Source organism: Candidatus Pedobacter colombiensis (genome assembly GCA_029202485.1).
GTDB classification, from domain to species: Bacteria; Bacteroidota; Bacteroidia; order Sphingobacteriales; family Sphingobacteriaceae; genus Pedobacter; species Pedobacter colombiensis.
On the sequence record CP119313.1, the window covers coordinates 2871336 to 2888817 of the forward strand.

The 17482-nt window shown below is 37.9% G+C and carries 17 protein-coding genes; 10 read left to right on the plus strand and 7 right to left on the minus strand.

Features of this window, described 5'->3' with window-relative positions:
• Positions 1-104: 104 nt before the first annotated feature.
• Positions 105-2006 (minus strand): TonB-dependent receptor, encoded by a 1902-nt coding sequence (locus P0Y49_12330; GenBank protein WEK17582.1) that lies wholly within the window; start codon positions 2004-2006, stop codon positions 105-107.
• 271 nt (positions 2007-2277) lie between these two features.
• Between P0Y49_12330 and P0Y49_12335 the strand changes: the two genes are divergently transcribed.
• The 3 genes from P0Y49_12335 (at position 2278) to P0Y49_12345 (ending at position 4402) form a co-directional block, all read left to right on the plus strand.
• On the plus strand, positions 2278-2976 hold the full coding sequence (locus P0Y49_12335; protein WEK17583.1) for a DUF1080 domain-containing protein: 699 nt from the start codon (positions 2278-2280) through the stop codon (positions 2974-2976).
• Positions 2977-3344: 368 nt separating this feature from the next.
• Positions 3345-3536, plus strand: coding sequence for a cold shock domain-containing protein (locus P0Y49_12340; GenBank protein ID WEK17584.1), 192 nt, complete (start codon positions 3345-3347; stop codon positions 3534-3536).
• 143 nt (positions 3537-3679) lie between these two features.
• Entirely contained in the window at positions 3680-4402 is a 723-nt protein-coding gene (locus tag P0Y49_12345; protein WEK17585.1) for a 3-ketoacyl-ACP reductase, read from the plus strand.
• Positions 4403-4462: 60 nt separating this feature from the next.
• On the opposite strand, the gene P0Y49_12350 is transcribed toward P0Y49_12345, so the two are convergent.
• Entirely contained in the window at positions 4463-4879 is a 417-nt protein-coding gene (locus tag P0Y49_12350; GenBank protein WEK17586.1) for a nuclear transport factor 2 family protein, read from the minus strand.
• Positions 4880-4914: 35 nt separating this feature from the next.
• On the opposite strand from P0Y49_12350, the gene P0Y49_12355 reads away from it, so the two are divergent.
• On the plus strand, positions 4915-5100 hold the full coding sequence (locus P0Y49_12355; GenBank protein WEK17587.1) for a YtxH domain-containing protein: 186 nt from the start codon (positions 4915-4917) through the stop codon (positions 5098-5100).
• A 9-nt stretch (positions 5101-5109) separates the two neighbouring features.
• Here the strand turns inward: P0Y49_12355 and P0Y49_12360 are convergent, their stop codons facing one another.
• Positions 5110-5625 carry a biopolymer transporter ExbD gene (locus P0Y49_12360; GenBank protein ID WEK17588.1) on the minus strand — a complete coding sequence of 172 codons (516 nt, stop codon included), beginning with the start codon at positions 5623-5625 and terminating at the stop codon, positions 5110-5112.
• A gap of 91 nt (positions 5626-5716) precedes the next feature.
• Entirely contained in the window at positions 5717-6229 is a 513-nt protein-coding gene (locus tag P0Y49_12365; protein ID WEK17589.1) for a hypothetical protein, read from the minus strand.
• 142 nt (positions 6230-6371) lie between these two features.
• Between P0Y49_12365 and P0Y49_12370 the strand changes: the two genes are divergently transcribed.
• A complete protein-coding gene (locus P0Y49_12370) occupies positions 6372-7061 on the plus strand; it encodes an NAD-dependent deacylase (protein WEK17590.1) in 690 nt (229 codons plus the stop codon).
• Between the two features lie 68 nt (positions 7062-7129).
• Positions 7130-7375, plus strand: a complete 246-nt coding sequence (locus tag P0Y49_12375; GenBank protein ID WEK17591.1) for a hypothetical protein — start codon at positions 7130-7132, stop codon at positions 7373-7375.
• Positions 7376-7450: 75 nt separating this feature from the next.
• Here the strand turns inward: P0Y49_12375 and alaS are convergent, their stop codons facing one another.
• Positions 7451-10150 (minus strand): alanine--tRNA ligase, encoded by a 2700-nt coding sequence (gene alaS / locus P0Y49_12380; GenBank protein ID WEK17592.1) that lies wholly within the window; start codon positions 10148-10150, stop codon positions 7451-7453.
• A gap of 185 nt (positions 10151-10335) precedes the next feature.
• On the opposite strand from alaS, the gene P0Y49_12385 reads away from it, so the two are divergent.
• From P0Y49_12385 to P0Y49_12395, 3 genes are all read left to right on the plus strand, one after another.
• A complete protein-coding gene (locus tag P0Y49_12385; GenBank protein ID WEK17593.1) occupies positions 10336-10671 on the plus strand; it encodes a MerR family transcriptional regulator in 336 nt (111 codons plus the stop codon).
• A 67-nt stretch (positions 10672-10738) separates the two neighbouring features.
• Positions 10739-12760: a type II secretion system protein GspK gene (locus tag P0Y49_12390; protein ID WEK17594.1), complete on the plus strand. Its 2022-nt coding sequence runs from the start codon at positions 10739-10741 to the stop codon at positions 12758-12760.
• 65 nt (positions 12761-12825) lie between these two features.
• Positions 12826-14607 (plus strand): ComEC/Rec2 family competence protein, encoded by a 1782-nt coding sequence (locus P0Y49_12395; GenBank protein WEK21794.1) that lies wholly within the window; start codon positions 12826-12828, stop codon positions 14605-14607.
• On the opposite strand, the gene P0Y49_12400 is transcribed toward P0Y49_12395, so the two are convergent.
• Both P0Y49_12400 and P0Y49_12405 read right to left on the minus strand, forming a co-directional pair.
• The gene (locus P0Y49_12400) at positions 14593-15846 is read right to left on the minus strand and encodes a HAMP domain-containing sensor histidine kinase (protein ID WEK17595.1); all 1254 of its coding nucleotides are present in this window, start codon (positions 15844-15846) and stop codon (positions 14593-14595) included. The genes P0Y49_12395 and P0Y49_12400 overlap by 15 nt on opposite strands.
• Positions 15843-16520: a response regulator transcription factor gene (locus P0Y49_12405; protein ID WEK17596.1), complete on the minus strand. Its 678-nt coding sequence runs from the start codon at positions 16518-16520 to the stop codon at positions 15843-15845. Before P0Y49_12405 ends, P0Y49_12400 begins: the two co-directional genes overlap by 4 nt.
• 133 nt (positions 16521-16653) lie before the next feature.
• On the opposite strand from P0Y49_12405, the gene P0Y49_12410 reads away from it, so the two are divergent.
• Entirely contained in the window at positions 16654-17469 is an 816-nt protein-coding gene (locus P0Y49_12410; GenBank protein ID WEK17597.1) for a sterol desaturase family protein, read from the plus strand.
• Positions 17470-17482: the final 13 nt, after the last annotated feature.

Here is a 17482-nt window from a genome sequence, read left to right on the forward strand (position 1 = left end):
AAAGTTGCTCAAACTCGAAAAATAGAAATAGTAAAAAAACGACAATTTTCATAAAATATCGTTGATTTTGCAGCCATCATTTTTTTATGCCTGCAATAGTAATTTTATTTTGTAATGGCGGCCTTAACCCCTAATGTAAACCATGAGCCCGGCATCGGCACTGCCCCTGCTTCAATATACTGCACATTAAAAAGGTTTGCACCATCAGCGTAAATACTGTAATGCTTTTGTTTAAAAGCTATTCTAGCATCCATTACCACGTAATCCTTATAATTGATACGTTCATTGTAACGACTAGTTACTGTTAAAGAAAATAGCTTATAAAAATCAGCACTTATTGTACCACTCAACTGGTTCCTTAAACTCTCTAAAGCATAGCGTGAGAAAACCGCTGTTACCAAAGTCTTTTTAAAACTTGGGTTTAAATTAGTGTATGAAGCACCAAGCCTAACATTGCCCAATGCACTTTGTATAGCTGGCATTAACGTATAATCTGCACTTAAGGTAAAGCCTTTGGTATCAACCCTGCTAAAATTTTGAGGCTGCCAAGGGTCAGTCTGCAACGTTTTTACCCAATCTATGAAATTGTCTATCTTACGAACAAAATAACTGGCATTCAATGCCAGATGTTCATTGTTAAACTTTAGTCCACCTTCTGCGTATTGCGATTTCTCTGGCCTTAGCTGATCGTTACCAATATTTGTTGGCCCTTTATAGTACAAGTCTGTATAAGTTGGTAAGCGCTGTCCTGTACCCACGTTTGCAAACACCCGCCAGTTGCCATAAAAATTATAGCCTGCATCTAACCCGGGGAAAACCTGCCAACCATAATCTGAGTTGTAATTGGTATACACACCTGCATTAACTAATAAGCGTGCCACAGGCTCAAATTTATACTCTGCAAACATACCTGCGTTATTACGGTTTCTTTTGCCCAGATTTGTACTATTAATACGCTCTGTTCTGGCTTCGAAGCCCAGCCCAAAGGTTCCTATTTTAGTCTGTATGGTATTGTTCAGTTCCGCATCAAACACATTAGTTTTGTGCAGATTATGGAACTTATCTGGCGTTTGTTTGATATATAAATAATCATCTACATTATTCCTGTAACTGATTCTTGGTACGATTGTCCAGTTTTCACTTAATTTAGTCGTATAGGCAATCGAAGCTAGCGCAGTTTTTACTGTTTCTTCGGATTCCTTATCACCTGGTGAAGAGTAAAAAGCATTGGCACCAAAATTATTGGAGATATACCCACCAAGAACATCAATTACATCCGTTTTCCCTATCGCATATTTCCCCTGGTAATAAACCTTTTGATTGTTAAAAGCCGTATTGTATCGGTAACCATTGCCTGCTTCCTGACCTGCTGATAATAAATGGCTCGATCCGTTGAGTACTAAATTGCCACTGGCACGTACCCCATAATTATAATATTTATCTCCGGATGCGTTATTCTTAAAACTGCTTCCTGCAAATAAATTTGCCAAAACGCCGCTTTGTGCAGGATTACGTGTTACAATATTGATAGCACCTGTTAAAGCATTAATGCCGTAAACCCTCGATGCCGATCCTCGTAAAACTTCAATATGATCTATGTCATCCATATTGATCGGCAAATTCATCATGTTATGCCCTGTTTGTGGATCAGAGACCTTAATTCCATTAATCAAAACTAAGGATTGATCAAATGTACCGCCATCTATGCTGATATCTGCCTGCAAACCACCGGGTCCACGTTGACGAACATCCACACCGGACACATAACTCAATAGCTCACTAATTGATCGGGCAGGCAACGTTTTAATTTTCTCCCGGTCAATAATCCAAATGTTTCTATTTTGTTTAGAAAAAGGTAACTGAAGCCTATTTTCTTTTACAACGACTTCATTCAGTTTATTAATGGTATCCCCTTTTAATTTAATGGGCTGTTGTGCATGAACAGATAATATTGAGAACGTTGAGGACAGAATTACAGGGAGAGCAACACGTTTTAAAGACATCATATTTTAATTTCGAGCGGCAAATATAATACTCCTTTTATATTTCTATTATGCATTAATCCTAAACGAAGGATAGTAAAGGCCGATTGACCCGCCTAATATAGTAGCAAAACCCGCTAAAAGAAAAAAGCGGGAATAATCCTCCGACTATTCCCGCTCATCTAAATTAACGCTCTCAAATATATAGACGCTCTTTTAAATAGAATATTGTATAATACTAAAATTTTATTTTAATTCTATCCCGGCTTATATTAGGTTATGTTATATTTAGCTTATGAAACCAACGCTAACGACCACATTACTAATAGGAGTCCTGTGTTTAACAGGTTCTTTATCCTTTGCCCAAACCAAGGATTTATTTAATGGAAAAGATTTAACAGGATGGCATAGTGATGTGCCTGATAAAGATAAAAACCCTGATATTAAACCCTCATTTATTGTACGCAATGACATGCTGGTTAGCATGGGCGATCCTCGAGGTCACCTGATTACTGATGCAAACTATAAAAACTACCGCATAGAAGTTCAGTATCGTTTTTCGGCAAAACCGGGAAATTGCGGGGTATTGGTACACGCATCCACACCAAGGGCGCTTTATAATATGTTCCCAAAATCAATAGAAGTACAAATGCAACATAAAAATGCCGGTGATTTTTGGTGTATTGAAGAAGACATTACAGTACCTGATATGGAAGCCAGACGTGGTCCAAAAGAAAGCTGGGGAGTAAACGGCAATAAACAACGTCGGATAAAGAAGCTAGCTGATAGTTTGGAAAAACCTGTTGGCAAATGGAATAAAATGGTAGTAGAGTGTCTGGACGATAAAGTGAAAGTTTGGGTAAACGATAAACTGGCAAATTATGGCACGAACTGTACAGCTCAAAGTGGACAAATAGCATTGCAAGCAGAAGGTTCGGAAGTAGAATTTAGGAAGATTGTACTTAAACCGATTAAGAAATTAAGCAAAGACTAATCTTGGGGAGTTTACAGTTTGCCTGTAATATTTTTTTAATATCATATACTGACTGTTATGATAATGCGTTTTCCTAAATATAAATCCACGGTAATTTTATTTGTAAATCAATTTACTTTTGCATTATGGCGTCCAAATCTACATCCGAAAGAAAAACAGCATTATTTAAATGGCTGAAAAAAGTTGGAGTATGGGGATTCCTTTTCTTTCTGATTAAAGGCCTGATATGGCTTGCATTGGGGTATTCGGTAATTAAATAATTGAACGTTCATAGTACCCTTTAGCTTAGCGACCAGCAGCATCAATAAATAATATTTTGATTTACAATAAATTACACTACCTTTGTTGAATATTTAAATAATAATACAATGCAACAAGGAACAGTAAAATTCTTCAATGAGACAAAAGGTTTTGGATTTATCATCCCTGCTAATGGTGATGCCGAAATTTTTGTTCATTCTTCTGGCTTAATAGATAGTATTCGTGAGAATGATTCTGTTAGTTATGACATCGAGCAAGGTAAAAAAGGCTTGAACGCAATTAATGTTAAGATTAGCTAATCAAAATATTTATAAATTGTTAAAAACATCCACCTGTTGAGGTGGATGTTTTTTTTTGACCCTACTATTGCATACTGTTCTGTAATTTTGCGAAGCAAGCTATTTCTGTCAAATAGCTTCATCACATTAATATCTTTTAAACTATGGAAACTCTAAATAACAAAACAGCGCTGATTACGGGTGCGGGTAAAGGTTTAGGCAAAGCAATAGCCCTTACCCTTGCGGCAGAGGGTGTAAACCTGGCGCTTGTGGCCAGAACAGTTAGCGACCTTGAAAAAGTAAGCGAGCAAGCCAAACAAATTAATCCTGCTATTAAAGTTGTATATGCTACTGCAGATGTTGCTAACCTTGATGAGGTAACTGCTGCCTGTGCAAAAATTACAACGGAAATTGGCAACATAGATATCCTGGTGAACAATGCAGGTATAGCCAAATTTGGTAAATTCCTGGATCTGGAAGTTAGCGATTGGGAAAGCATTATAAAAACCAATTTATTTGGTCCCTACTATTTTATTAAGCAAATCTTACCTCAAATGCTGGAACGTAAAAACGGTGATATTGTAAATGTTTCTTCAACAGCAGGACTTAAAGGTTCTCCGTTAACAAGTGCCTACAGTGCGTCCAAGTTTGGTCTGATTGGCCTATCGGAGTCATTGATGTTCGAAGCAAGAAAGTCTAACGTACGCGTATTCACACTTACTCCTAGTACTATTGCAACAGATTTGGCAATAGAAAATAAGCTTACCGATGGCAATCCAGACTCAACCCTTCAACCGCAAGATTTTGCAGAGCTGTTGGTGGCACATTTAAAACTTCCAAACCGTGCATTGGTTAAAGATGTTAGCCTTTGGTCTACAAACCCATAAAAGTAGAAAAGCCGCTAGTTGCGGCTTTTCTACTTTTATGGGTTAATGCAATTTGACGGATCAATTCAGAGAAACGTAAAGTTCATTTTGTGTTAACCATTTGCCATTTACCTTACGCCACATTGCGGCATAATTACCGTAATATTTATCATTTTTATAATTCCATGTTCCACTTTCCCAAGCTGTATCCCCCGCCTTGCTGATGGTTATGACATCTGGAATGCGTTCAAACAATGGGCTACTATTTGAGAACATATATTTCCAGTTAGCAGCAATTTTAGCTTTTCCAACCGTATAACTGCCATCTCCGGCAATCTGCACAAAATCTTTCATCCAATGTTTCGAAACTCCTGCCACATCTTTTTTTGCTATACACCTGTTTGAGTCAAGCCTTGCTTGTTTAATTAATAAAGTATCTGTTGAATTCATTAGACCTGTATCTTCATTTTGTCGCACAATGTAAGAACTTTTACGCATCTAATGTGTTCTAACCTATATCAAACTCTAAAAACATGGGACTATTAAAGACAGCATTAATAGGCGCCGCAGTATACGGCGCTATTAAGTATATTACAAAAAAAGATATCAATGGACGTTCATTAGCAGATGACCTTAAAGATAAGGCACCGGAATGGATGGAAAAAGTCAAAAGCGTAAAAGATGAGTTCAAAGCAGAATTGGGACGTCAACGATATTAGCAACAGCTACTATAGTAACTGTTGCTGTTTCATAAAGTCCTGCTCTTCTTTAGTAATATGATCATCATCAATTGCTGGAGCAGCGGTAATACCTACTACTTTTAATTCATCCAAAATATCTACAAAATTCTTGTAGTGTGCTCCTGCTGTGGGCTTAATGATTACAAATAAAGACTTTTTAGGATTGTTGACATTTACAGCATCAACTTTCATCTTATTTTTTAAAATAGATTGCCTTACATCCTCAATACTTTCAATTACAGGTTGGCTTTTGCCGGCTTCTCCCATGTACCATGCAACTTTATTGTCTTTACCAAGCAAAATAGTCATTGAGCGGGAGGCAGGAACAGGTTCCTGTATATCATCAACAGGCTCATCCGGCTTTACAACATCCATTGCTACTGGTTTAGATAGTGATGTCGTGAGCATAAAAAAAGTAATCAGCAAAAATGCAAGATCAACCATAGCGGTTAAATCAACTTTAGGAACCGCTCTTCTGTTCGGGGAAACGTTTAATTCGGCCATAATCTTTTGTTTTAGGTTTAAAAGAGTGATGCACAAGAAAGCCGAATTCCATAAATTAAATATATGGAGCGCAGTATTTGGTAAGGGAAATTTACAAAGAAGTAGGCCGTTTGGCTTCCTTAAGTCTTCTTTCTACAAATGACTTCTCTAAAAGGAGTTCTTCATTTTTAGGGTCGAAAGTTAACCCCTCTTCAAATTGCTCCAAGGCCAACTGGTATTGCTCTAAACGATTATAAACCCATCCAAAGCCTCTAAAGACATCCGGATTTTTAGGGTTTAACATCCATGCCTGGTTAAGCCTATACATAGCAGTTTGCAAATCATCATGGTTAAGGTAATCACAGGCTTTCAAAAAATAATGATTGGATGCAGAATCTGCACTCCCGTCTTTATCTATAACCGTCTTTAAGAAGATCCTATCCGCCTCAATTTGTTCCGGAGTTTTAACCTTATTTCCGTATTTTGGATAGAGACGGATGTCTTCCTTAGCCACTTCCAACCATTCTTTGTAAGGTATTTTTTTTCTTACCGCAGATACAGCGGCATTTGAGGTTGAAGAAGACAATGTCGACTCACACGAGGTAAAAATTACCGCTAATATCATAACAGAGAGGCATTTAATCATAGAATAAAGGTATGTTTTTTTTGAAATAAAAAAAATATACCTTCATATTAATGATAAATCAATCATTAAACCCTATCAAAACTGAAATACAGTTGATTATATTCGCTATTAAATCGTGCATATGGAAACCATAGTGATATTAACAGGTGCTGGCATTAGCGCTGAAAGTGGACTCAAAACCTTCAGGGATTCCAATGGTTTATGGGAGAATTATCGCATCGAAGATGTTGCTACACCCGAAGCCTGGTTGCGTAACCCGGAACTTGTACAACAGTTTTACAATGAACGTCGAAAATCGGTGTTGGAAGCACAACCCAACGAAGCACATAAGGCACTTGCAAGATTACAGGACAAATACAATGTTCAAATCATTACTCAAAATATCGATGATTTACATGAACGAGCGGGCTCAAAAAACGTACTACATTTACATGGAGTGATTACCCGATCGCAGTCGGATGTCGAACCTAACTTAACCTACCCTATACCCGGCTGGGAACTGCGTTTTACCGATCTTTGTGTCCATGGAAAACCACTTCGTCCACATGTGGTATGGTTTGGTGAAGCGGTGCCTAATATGGTGTTTGCCTCCCGGCTGTGCCGTAAAGCTAATGTGTTTGCGGTAATAGGAACGAGCTTACAGGTGTATCCTGCTGCTGGTTTAACAGAATATGTACCAAAAGAAACGATCAGGTACGTAATTGATGTAAATGTGCCTCATATTTCAGGTAGTGATCACCTCAAAAAGATTGAACAGCCGGCCACTATTGGGGTTCCAATCATGGTTGAAGAGCTTTTGGCCCGCAGGTAGTGTAATCAATCCATTCCCAATTATCCCACAAATTGTTTGTAACTTTGGAGCATCATTAAAAGATCCTCATGGCAGTATTACATAGAAAAGAAGAGAAAATTGAAGTTGTGCTTAGTAAACTTCCTAAAGATTACACTGATAAACAGTTTGTTGACATGTTTATTCAACTTTACTCGAAAGACTGGGGAAAGATTAAAGCCAATTACATCAAACAATCACAGGATAAAGAACCAGGCACCATCATTACGATGCCTAAGCCTGAAATCTATCTGAAAAATATACTCAAAGTATACCTGGAGAATTCTAAGGCATAAAGAGACAAAAAAAGCCTTTCAGTAAAAGATACAATATCTCATTTACTGAAAGGCCAGGTAGAATAGCAATTACTTTTAAGCTAAAATGCCTTCTGCTTTTTCCAGAACTAACTTTAACCCATCTTTATGTTTACCTCCGGCAGTTGCATAAAAGGGTTGTCCACCCCCACCACCTTGAATATCTTTAGCCAATTCGCGTACAATATTTGATGCATTCAGGCCTTTATCTTTTACCAGATTTTCCGACAACATCACCGTAATACCCGGTTTATCATCAATCAAAGTTGTAAATACAAGGAACAAGTCATCAACCATATCCTTTACAGCAAATGCCAGGTTTTTAACTGCATCTGCATTAGGTAAGTCGACATGAGTAGCAATCAAATTAACACCATTAACGGTTTTAAGGTGATGTACGATTTCATGTTTAAGGTTAGCAGATTGCTCTAACACAGCTTTCTCTACATCCTTTTTCAACTTATTATTCTCTTCAATTAAAGCAGAAACCGCTAAAGTCAAATCTTTATTACCTTTTAACAAAGCGCGCAATTCATTCAACTCTCTGTTCTGATCTAAAACAAATGCTTCAGCCTTATCTGCTGTGATTGCTTCTATACGTCTCACACCTGCAGCTACGGCACTCTCAGAGGTGATTTTAAAATAACCAATCTGACCTGTAGCCTTAACGTGCGTGCCACCACAAAGTTCTTTAGAGTAATGGTCATCAAATGTTATGATACGAACCAGATCACCATACTTCTCTCCAAACAAAGCCGTTACGCCGCTTGAGATCGCCTGGTCATAAGGCACATATCTCTGCTCCTTCAATGGGATATTCTCTCTCACTTTCTGATTCACCAGATGCTCTATTTGAGCCAGTTCCTCATCGGTAACCTTAGCAAAATGTGAAAAGTCGAAACGTAGATAATCAGCGTTGACCAATGATCCCTTCTGGTTCACATGCGCACCCAATACTTTTTTCAATGCTGCATGCAGTAAATGCGTTGCAGTATGGTTATCCTGCGAAAGTAGACGTTTATTCTCATCTATAACAGCCCAGAAATGCCCTTCAACATCTTCAGGTAAAGTATCAGCATAATGTACAATTACACCGTTCTCCTTTTTAGTATCGGTAATTTCAACGAAGAAAAGACGACTATGATCTTCCAGACGACCTGTATCACCTACTTGTCCGCCACTTTCTGCATAGAAAGGCGTTTTACTCAATACGATCTGGTATTGTTCTTTTCCCTTTGCAATCACCTTACGGTATTTAATAATCTCCGTTTCAGCTTCGAAATCATCATACCCAACAAACTCAACTTCCAGATCGGGATTAACCAATACCCAGTCGCCTGTATCTACAGCTGTTGCAGCACGCGAGCGTTCTTTTTGTTTAAGCAACTCTTTATTGTACCCATCCATATCAACGATCCAGCGTTGCTCTCTGGCCATCAATTCTGTCAGATCTATCGGGAAGCCATAAGTATCCTGCAATTCAAATGCAAACTCTCCTGAGATCACCATTTGATCTTTCAGAATGCTGTATACCCACTGGTCTTCAAATGGTTTTTCAAGTTCAATGGCATTCTCAGCCATTAGCAATTCTCCTTGCTTTTTAGTATAATTATCAAAGCGTTGGATACCTGTGGCTAAAGTTCTTAAGAAGGAAACTTCTTCTTCCAAAACTACCTTTTGGACAAAATCCTGCTGTAACGCCAACTCATCAAAAACACCTTTAAACTGCTCAGCCAAAACCGGAACCAGTTCATTTAAAAAAGGATCTTTTAAGTTGAGGAAAGTATAGGCATAACGAACAGCGCGACGTAAAATACGACGGATTACATAACCTGCTTTATTGTTTGAAGGCAACTGTCCATCTGCAATCACAAAAGAGATTGCACGGATATGGTCGGCCATTACACGCATGGCAATATCGGTTTTTTCGTCTGCTCCATATTCAATTCCTGCCTTAGCAGCAATAAACTGAATTAATGGTTGAAAAACGTCAGTATCGTAATTAGATGATTTTTCCTGTAACACACGTACCAAACGCTCAAAGCCCATTCCGGTATCAACATGTTGAGCAGGCAACAGCTGCAACGAACCGTCTTTAAGGCGGTTAAATTGCATAAATACATTGTTCCAAATCTCAATTACCTGGGGATGATCAGCATTAACGAGTGACTTACCATCAACAGCTTTACGTTCCTCATCCGAGCGGCAGTCTACATGGATCTCAGAACACGGGCCACATGGTCCCGTATCGCCCATTTCCCAGAAATTATCTTTTTTATTTCCCAATATAATGCGTTCTTCCGGCACATACTGCTTCCAAAGCTCATAGGCTTCTGTATCTCTTGGTAGACCTTCCTTCTCATCTCCTTCAAAAATAGACACATAAAGCTTATCTTTTGGTATTTTATAAACTTCAGTCAACAATTCCCAGCTCCAGGCAATGGCTTCTTTTTTAAAGTAATCACCAAAGCTCCAGTTACCAAGCATCTCGAACATTGTATGGTGATAAGTATCAATACCCACCTCTTCCAGGTCATTGTGTTTTCCGGAAACACGAAGACAGCGCTGCGTATCGGTAACCCGAGGGTATTTAATAGTTGCTTCACCTAAAAACAAATCCTTAAACTGGTTCATCCCTGCGTTGGTAAACATCAGGGTTGGATCATTTTTAACTACAATTGGTGCAGATGCAACGATATGGTGTTGTTTCGATTCAAAAAATTTTAAGTATGCCTGTCTGATTTCCTTAGCTGTCATCCTTCTCTTGATTTATATTGAGCAAAATTAACATATTATTGGATTATTTCGCTAAGATACATTTACATTAAGCGCAAAATCCCCTGTGATTTTTTTTCAATCTGTGCATTGATACTTGCATAACTTTTCCTAAGTTTGAATACTTTAAATAAAACCTGTAATCAACTAATAATCAACACAAAAATATGCCTTATAAAGAAAGGGAAATAAATAAAATGTATTACACCATGGGTGAAGTAACCGAAATGTTTGGTGTCAACGCATCTCAAATCCGCTTTTACGAAAAGGAATTCGATGTGCTGCAACCCAAGAAAAACAAAAAGGGCAACAGGTTATTTACTCCCGAGGACATTGAAAACTTAAAAATCATTTTCCACCTGGTTGATGACAAAGGTTTCACCTTAAAAGGTGCCAAAGAGCATTTAAAAACAAATAGTGGTGAGGTTAAGGAAAACCAAAAGATCATTGCTTCGCTTGAAAAGCTAAAGGACTTCTTACTAAAGCTTAACGAAGAAATTTAATTTATTTCTTAATTATTTTTTTATTCAGTAAATTCTACGGTGATTTGGCCAATTTAAGCTAATCACTATGAGAATGTTATGCTTGTTGCTTCTGCTACAAGGCGGAATGAGCGCTATCGCTCAAGAAGAAGAAAAAATCAGGGACCTCATCGAGCATCTTGCCGAAAATTCATCGGAAGGCGAAGACCTGTCGGAATTCACAGACCGAATCAGCTTCTTTCGTAAACATCCCATAAACCTTCACAAAACCTCTCCCGAAGAGCTAAAAAATCTGATCTTTCTTTCTCCACTTCAGATCAGTAATTTCTTCAGCTACATCGCAAATACCAAACTAGTCAACGTTTTGGAATTGCAGGCTATCCCTGGCTTTGATCCGGAAACCATCAACAAACTACTACCCTTCGTAACCATAAGCACATTGGAGGGCTATGAGCAGTTAAAATTAAAAAAACTAATACAGACGAGTAATCATGACTTGATTTTACGATACGGGCGCTTACTCCAGCAACAGAAAGGTTTTAGAGACCTACCTGGCAGCAGATACCTGGGAACTCCCGAAAAATTACTATTGCGCTATAGATTCAATAACCATGACATCCTATCTGCCGCACTGGTAATGGCAAAGGATGCCGGAGAGCAGCTTTTCAATTGCAACACAGGATTAGATCACCTTTCGGCCAACATAGCCTTATTTAAGCTTGGACGGGTTAAAAAACTAATTATTGGAGACTATAGTTTACAATTTGGCCAGGGACTAACCTTATGGTCAGGATTTGCTTTTGGGAAAGGCCCTGATGTAACCAGTGTGGCCGCCAAAGATGTTGGCATAAAACCTTACACTTCAGCCAGCGAAGCCTCCTTTTTCCGTGGAATAGCAAGCACCATTAACCTTGGCCGCAACATCCATCTAAGCCCTTTTATATCCGTCAGGAGACTTGATGCGAGTCTAAAAGCCACAGCAGACAACAACTACACACTTTCCAACATTATTATAACCGGCCTACATCGCACACAAACAGAACTTAAGAACCAAAGATCATTGAAGCAAGTAGTATACGGAGGGGCGCTACAATATATCACGGACAACCTAAATATTGGATTTATCACCTATCAATCCGACTACCAACACCAATTCATTACCGGCACACAACTGTACAACAAGTACAGTTTTACAGGCAAACATCTAACCAATACCGGATTGCACTACAATTACACTTTTAGAAACACCTACTTTTATGGAGAACTGGCATACAGCGTGGGCACAGGGCACGCTTTTATTAATGGTGCTATGACGACCCTATCCCGTAAACTATCTGTTGTATTATTGCACCGCAATTATAGCAAAGATTACCATAATTTCTTTAGCAGAGCTGTTGGTGAAGGCTCAGAAACCAATAATGAAAGGGGCTGGTATGTAGGCCTAAATTATTTATTACCGAGAAACCTGAGCTGGTCGGTTTATGGCGACTATTTCAAATTCCCCTGGTTAAAATATCGGGTCGATTCGGCCTCTGCCGGCTACGAAGTACTGAGCCAACTGACCTATACAAAAGGAAAAAATTTTAAGTCAGCACTAAGATTTAAGAGAGAACAAAAACAGCAAAACCCAAATGCAGGCAGTACTTATCATCATCTGGAGGAAGTATTGAAACAAACCTATCGCTTAGAAACAACCTGGAAACCTAATCGAAAGTTAAACTTTCAACAACGAACAGAAATAACTCAATATCAAAAAGGTATAAATCAAAAAGAATCAGGAATATTAGTATATACAGACGTACATTACACCCCAACAGCATCCAAATTATCGGGAAATATACGTCTGGCTTATTTCAAAACCTCATCTTACAACAGCAGAATTTATGCTTACGAAAGCGATGTTTTATACGGTTCCAGTTCAGGGATTTATTCCGGCAATGGTATCCGTAGTTTTATAAATGCCCGATACCGACCATTCAAAAAAATAGATATCTGGCTTAGGTACGCGTGCTTCACTTATAAAAATACAGCAACAATCGGCACCGGACTGGATGAAATAGAGGGAAACAGAAAAACAGAGGTTAAAGTGCAACTGAGGTATCAATTTTAATGGACGGCTTTAAAGACATAGCCAAAACAGAGATCGTTTTCGTAAGGATATTGATCCCGTTTGCAATGGGTATACTTAGTTTTTATAGCCGGGAAACTCACTTTCTTTTCTATCACCTACTTTTCCTTAACCTATGTTTATTCACCACATTATTTATAATAAACATCAGTTATAATAAGATAAATATCCATCGCCACAAAGGCATTAATGGAGTAATACTTCATGGTTTTCTATTCATTTCAGGAAGTTTATCTTCTATTTCATATAATGACCATATAAACACTGATTACTACGCATTTAAAAAATCAAAATACTTAAAAATCAGAATTATTGACGAACCACAAAACAGACAAAATATAATTCTGTTCAATGCCTTTACCACCAAATCAACACGCCTAACTAACTCACTAACAGACAAAAACAATAACACTCACCTTTTTCATAAGGCTTCCGGAAAAATAAGAGTGACAATCATGAATAATAGCAGCAATCCGCTCGCCCTAAAGTATGGTGATGAGCTGATCATACCTGCCAGATTTTCTGAAATCCCGCCCCCTCTCAACCCTGCTGAGTTTGATTTCAAATCATGGCTGGCTACTCAGAACATTTACCATCAAACCATTTTAAAGCAACAGGAATTAGTCAGACTAAACATCAATACCGGAAACAAACTGATTGCCTTTGCTTTGGAACTAAGGGCAAAGCAAGTAGCGCTATATCGTAAGCTCATCAAAAACGACGATGCATTTGCAGTTGCTTCCACCTTAATATTGGGATACAGAGCAGATTTAAGTCCTGAAATGCTTGATACCTATTCAAAAACAGGCACCATACATGCCCTATCCGTTTCAGGAATGCATGTGGGCTTAATTTATCTTGTACTTAACCAGCTATTGTATTTCCTAAACAGAAAGCAAATCACCAGAATTATAAAAACCACAGTTATCCTAGGTCTAATTTGGTTCTACACACTACTCACAGGCCTCTCCCCCTCTGTACTTCGTTCAGCTGTTATGATTTCAGTATTCATAGTAGCCAAATTATTCGCCAAAACTACCAATAGCTATAACATTATTGCATTTGCTGCTTTTTGTTTATTAATCTACAACCCTTTCCTGATATGGGATGTAGGCTTCCAGCTTTCTTTCCTTTCAGTTTTAGGTTTAATTTATCTACAACCTAAAATCGAAGGCTGGTTTCATCCGAAAAACACCTGGATAAATAAAATATGGGGTACTATTGCTATGTCTTTAGCCGCACAATTGGCTACTTACCCCCATAGTGTGTACTACTTCCATCAGTTCCCTATTTATTTTTCACTCAGCAACCTATTTATTACGATCCCTACGGCCTTAATAATGTATATTGGGATTATTATATTACTTTTTAAATTGGACTGCCTAGGACCACTATTTGAATGGCTCATTAACTTTACAAATCTTGGATTAGATCGAATAGCCCAATTGCCTTTTTCGGGTGTATCTGCTATCTGGATCAGCAAAACAGAATTGATGGTGCTATGTACCGCTTTAATCCTCTTTATTATGGCGCTCAGCGAGGGAAAAAAACGACTGCTGATTACAGCTACAATACTATTTGCATGCCTGCAAAGCATTATGACTTATGATAAGGTATATGCCTTTCATCAAAAAAAGACCATTAGGTTTAATTTAAGGAAAAATTATGCTGTCGCACTGATTTGTTCCCGAAAAGCCATTTTGTTTACAGATTTACAGTCAGGAAGTAAGGTTTTCAAGTATTTTGTTAAACCTGCTCTTGATCAGCATAAGGTAACTCAAATTCAATTCAAGGAAGTCACTGCTTTTATGGAATTAAAAAACAATTAGAAAAGTATGCTTTCCATCTTTAAAATCATAACTAAGCTCAAAATCATACTGAGAGCAGATCTGATAAGATATTGCCAGCCCCAACCCTATTCCTTCAGAAGCGGCATTTTTGTAGAACCTTTCAAATGCCTGATCCGATAACCGCTCTGCACTACCTGTATTGCTGACCCTTAATTCCTTATCGTTCAGCTGCACGATAATCTCACCTCCATTATAATTATGACGAATAGCATTGCTAAACAGGTTATTGATCAATATATCTGCGAGATACCTATTCATATTCACCTCCTTATATTCCAATTGTTGACTGAGTACAATACCTTGTGCCTGCATCAACTCCTGAAACTGCCTGAGCTTTTGTGCTATAAGTTCTTTCAAATTGATCAGTTCCTGATCTCCTGCTATCATGTTATTTTCTAATTTAGCCAACAACAACAGCGACTGATTTAATCTTGACAAGCGACTAACAGCCAAATAAATATCCTCAATCACCTCTCCTTGCACATTAGTAAAAGTTTCCGTCTGGATTAAAGTATCCAGCTTAGAGTTAATCACCGCAAGCGGCGTCAACATTTCATGCGATGCATTATCAGTAAAGGTTTTCAGTTCTCTATAATCCTGTTTCACCCTTGAAGACATCGCAATAACCGCCTGATTCAGTTCTCTAAATTCATCAATATTTGTATCGTCCGCAACAACCTCACCCTTATCAGCCAGATTAAAAGCCTTCATTTGCTTTAATACGGTATAAAATGGCCTCCATAAATTCCTAAGTAAAAACCGGTTGATCAGCATCAATGTAACCAGAAGCACAACCGTAACCCCAAGAGTGATCATAAAAATCATCCTGACCAGGTCTTCTGCCTCCACACGTGATTTGGTAATTGAAATCCTATAGAGCTCTCCCCTTACATTCAAAGAAGTAATTAATGTCCTTCCAGGCTCATGTTCCTTCTCCGTCTTATTAAAAAAAGAGGTATTAAAAAAACTGCGTTCAACTGTATCCCCAGGCTTCACGAGCTGATAAACTACTTTCTGATCTTTAAAATTTTCTGCCAGTGGTAGCTTGCCAAACGTTTCAACATAAGCAGCAATCTCATCCTCCTCTGTTACCAGATCTTTATCTACCCGGTCTGTTAAAATAAAATGGATCACTGTATAATAGATTACACCGGTAAATACAAGTATAATGATAGAGGCAAGTAACGTCACCCTATTGTACTTAGCTAGCAACCTCATTGGCTTTCGAACTTATAACCTATACCATACATAGATTTGATGTAATCCGGGCAACCAGCTTCCATCATTTTTTTTCTTAAATTCTTAATGTGGGTATAAATGAAATCAAAATGATCCACAAGATCAATTTCATCACCCCACAAATGTTCAGCAAGTGCATTTTTAGAAATCACCTTACCTCTGTTTGAAATAAAATAAACCAACAAATCATATTCCTTCCGTGTAAGGATTAATGTATGATCAGCAACATCAACCCTCATGGCCAAAGTATCAATACTTATCTCATTAAACACCATAACATTGCTGCCATTATAACTCTTTCTTCGAACAATAGCCATTACCCTTGCTTTTAGCTCAGACAAGTGAAATGGTTTAATCAGATAATCATCAGCACCGAGGTTCAGACCATCCAGCTTATCATCCAACGAATGCCGTGCAGAGATAATCAACACACCATCTTTTTTGTTCATTTTTTTGAGGTTGCGCAGGATTTCCATACCATCGCCACCCGGCAAAGTCAGATCAAGTAAAATGCAATCGTAATTATAAATACCAATCTTTTCTATCGCTGATTTGAAATCGACAGCTGTTTCACAGATATTACCTTCTCCGGTAAAATAAGCTATAATACTCTCTCTAAGGGACACTTCATCTTCAATCAGCAATATCTTCATGTGAAAGGTTTTTATTACATTTATAGACTAGCAAAATACAAAATAGCATTTTAATACTGTAGAGAATTTGAAGTTTCAATAACTACAGATTCTCTACAGAATTCAAAAATACTATTGCACTAATTATCAACACATGAATACCGTACTAACCATACTAAAGGACCACGCCACCCTGGTTCAAATTATCTTATATCTAGCAGTAATTATTACTATTTGGCTTGCAGAACTACGATTAACCATCCTTTCATTAAGAGAAAAATGGCGCCACACTTATGTTAATCTCAAGTTTGTGATGGCTGCATTGCCCATACAACTCACACTTACTTTTTTTGTAATCTTCGTTTCAGGCTGGGTAACCATTCATAAATGGGGTCTTTTATATCTGTTACCACACCATAACAGCTTCTGGATTAAATACGTAGTTGGGTTTTTCCTAATGGATTTTTTCGAATATGTATACCACGTTTGTATGCATAAAGTAAAGACATTATGGGGTTTTCACCTGATTCATCATACCGATCTTCAAATGGATGTCTCTACGACGATTAGGGAACATCCGGGAGAAACATTTATCAGAGTATGTTTTCAGATACTCTGGGTATTTTTGTCCGGCGCATCCATAGGGTTATTATTACTTAGACAAACAGTACAAACTTTTGCCAATTTAATTGCCCATACACATTATCAACTGCCAAAAAGAGCAGATAAAATATTCGGTTTGCTGTTTATTACCCCGAATCTTCATCACGTACATCATCACTTTGAACTGCCATATACCGATTGTAACTACGGCGATGTTTTTAGTATCTGGGATAGAATGCTCGGAACCTATCGTGAGTTAAATATTTCTGAAATTAAATTTGGACTGGATGTATACGAGGGACATTCGGCAACGGATTTTTCTGATCTTATTAAATTTCCATTTCTAAAAAGGGATGATCCAAATTAATTTGCCTAAATTG

Coding starts and splice junctions, on each gene's coding strand:
- P0Y49_12330 (WEK17582.1), bottom strand. CDS start 2,006: ATGATGTCTTTAAAACGTGTTGCTCTCCCTGTAATTCTGTCCTCAACG.
- P0Y49_12335 (WEK17583.1), top strand. CDS start 2,278: ATGAAACCAACGCTAACGACCACATTACTAATAGGAGTCCTGTGTTTA.
- P0Y49_12340 (WEK17584.1), top strand. CDS start 3,345: ATGCAACAAGGAACAGTAAAATTCTTCAATGAGACAAAAGGTTTTGGA.
- P0Y49_12345 (WEK17585.1), top strand. CDS start 3,680: ATGGAAACTCTAAATAACAAAACAGCGCTGATTACGGGTGCGGGTAAA.
- P0Y49_12350 (WEK17586.1), bottom strand. CDS start 4,879: ATGCGTAAAAGTTCTTACATTGTGCGACAAAATGAAGATACAGGTCTA.
- P0Y49_12355 (WEK17587.1), top strand. CDS start 4,915: ATGGGACTATTAAAGACAGCATTAATAGGCGCCGCAGTATACGGCGCT.
- P0Y49_12360 (WEK17588.1), bottom strand. CDS start 5,625: ATGGCCGAATTAAACGTTTCCCCGAACAGAAGAGCGGTTCCTAAAGTT.
- P0Y49_12365 (WEK17589.1), bottom strand. CDS start 6,229: ATGATATTAGCGGTAATTTTTACCTCGTGTGAGTCGACATTGTCTTCT.
- P0Y49_12370 (WEK17590.1), top strand. CDS start 6,372: ATGGAAACCATAGTGATATTAACAGGTGCTGGCATTAGCGCTGAAAGT.
- P0Y49_12375 (WEK17591.1), top strand. CDS start 7,130: ATGGCAGTATTACATAGAAAAGAAGAGAAAATTGAAGTTGTGCTTAGT.
- alaS (WEK17592.1), bottom strand. CDS start 10,150: ATGACAGCTAAGGAAATCAGACAGGCATACTTAAAATTTTTTGAATCG.
- P0Y49_12385 (WEK17593.1), top strand. CDS start 10,336: ATGCCTTATAAAGAAAGGGAAATAAATAAAATGTATTACACCATGGGT.
- P0Y49_12390 (WEK17594.1), top strand. CDS start 10,739: ATGAGAATGTTATGCTTGTTGCTTCTGCTACAAGGCGGAATGAGCGCT.
- P0Y49_12395 (WEK21794.1), top strand. CDS start 12,826: ATGGGTATACTTAGTTTTTATAGCCGGGAAACTCACTTTCTTTTCTAT.
- P0Y49_12400 (WEK17595.1), bottom strand. CDS start 15,846: ATGAGGTTGCTAGCTAAGTACAATAGGGTGACGTTACTTGCCTCTATC.
- P0Y49_12405 (WEK17596.1), bottom strand. CDS start 16,520: ATGAAGATATTGCTGATTGAAGATGAAGTGTCCCTTAGAGAGAGTATT.
- P0Y49_12410 (WEK17597.1), top strand. CDS start 16,654: ATGAATACCGTACTAACCATACTAAAGGACCACGCCACCCTGGTTCAA.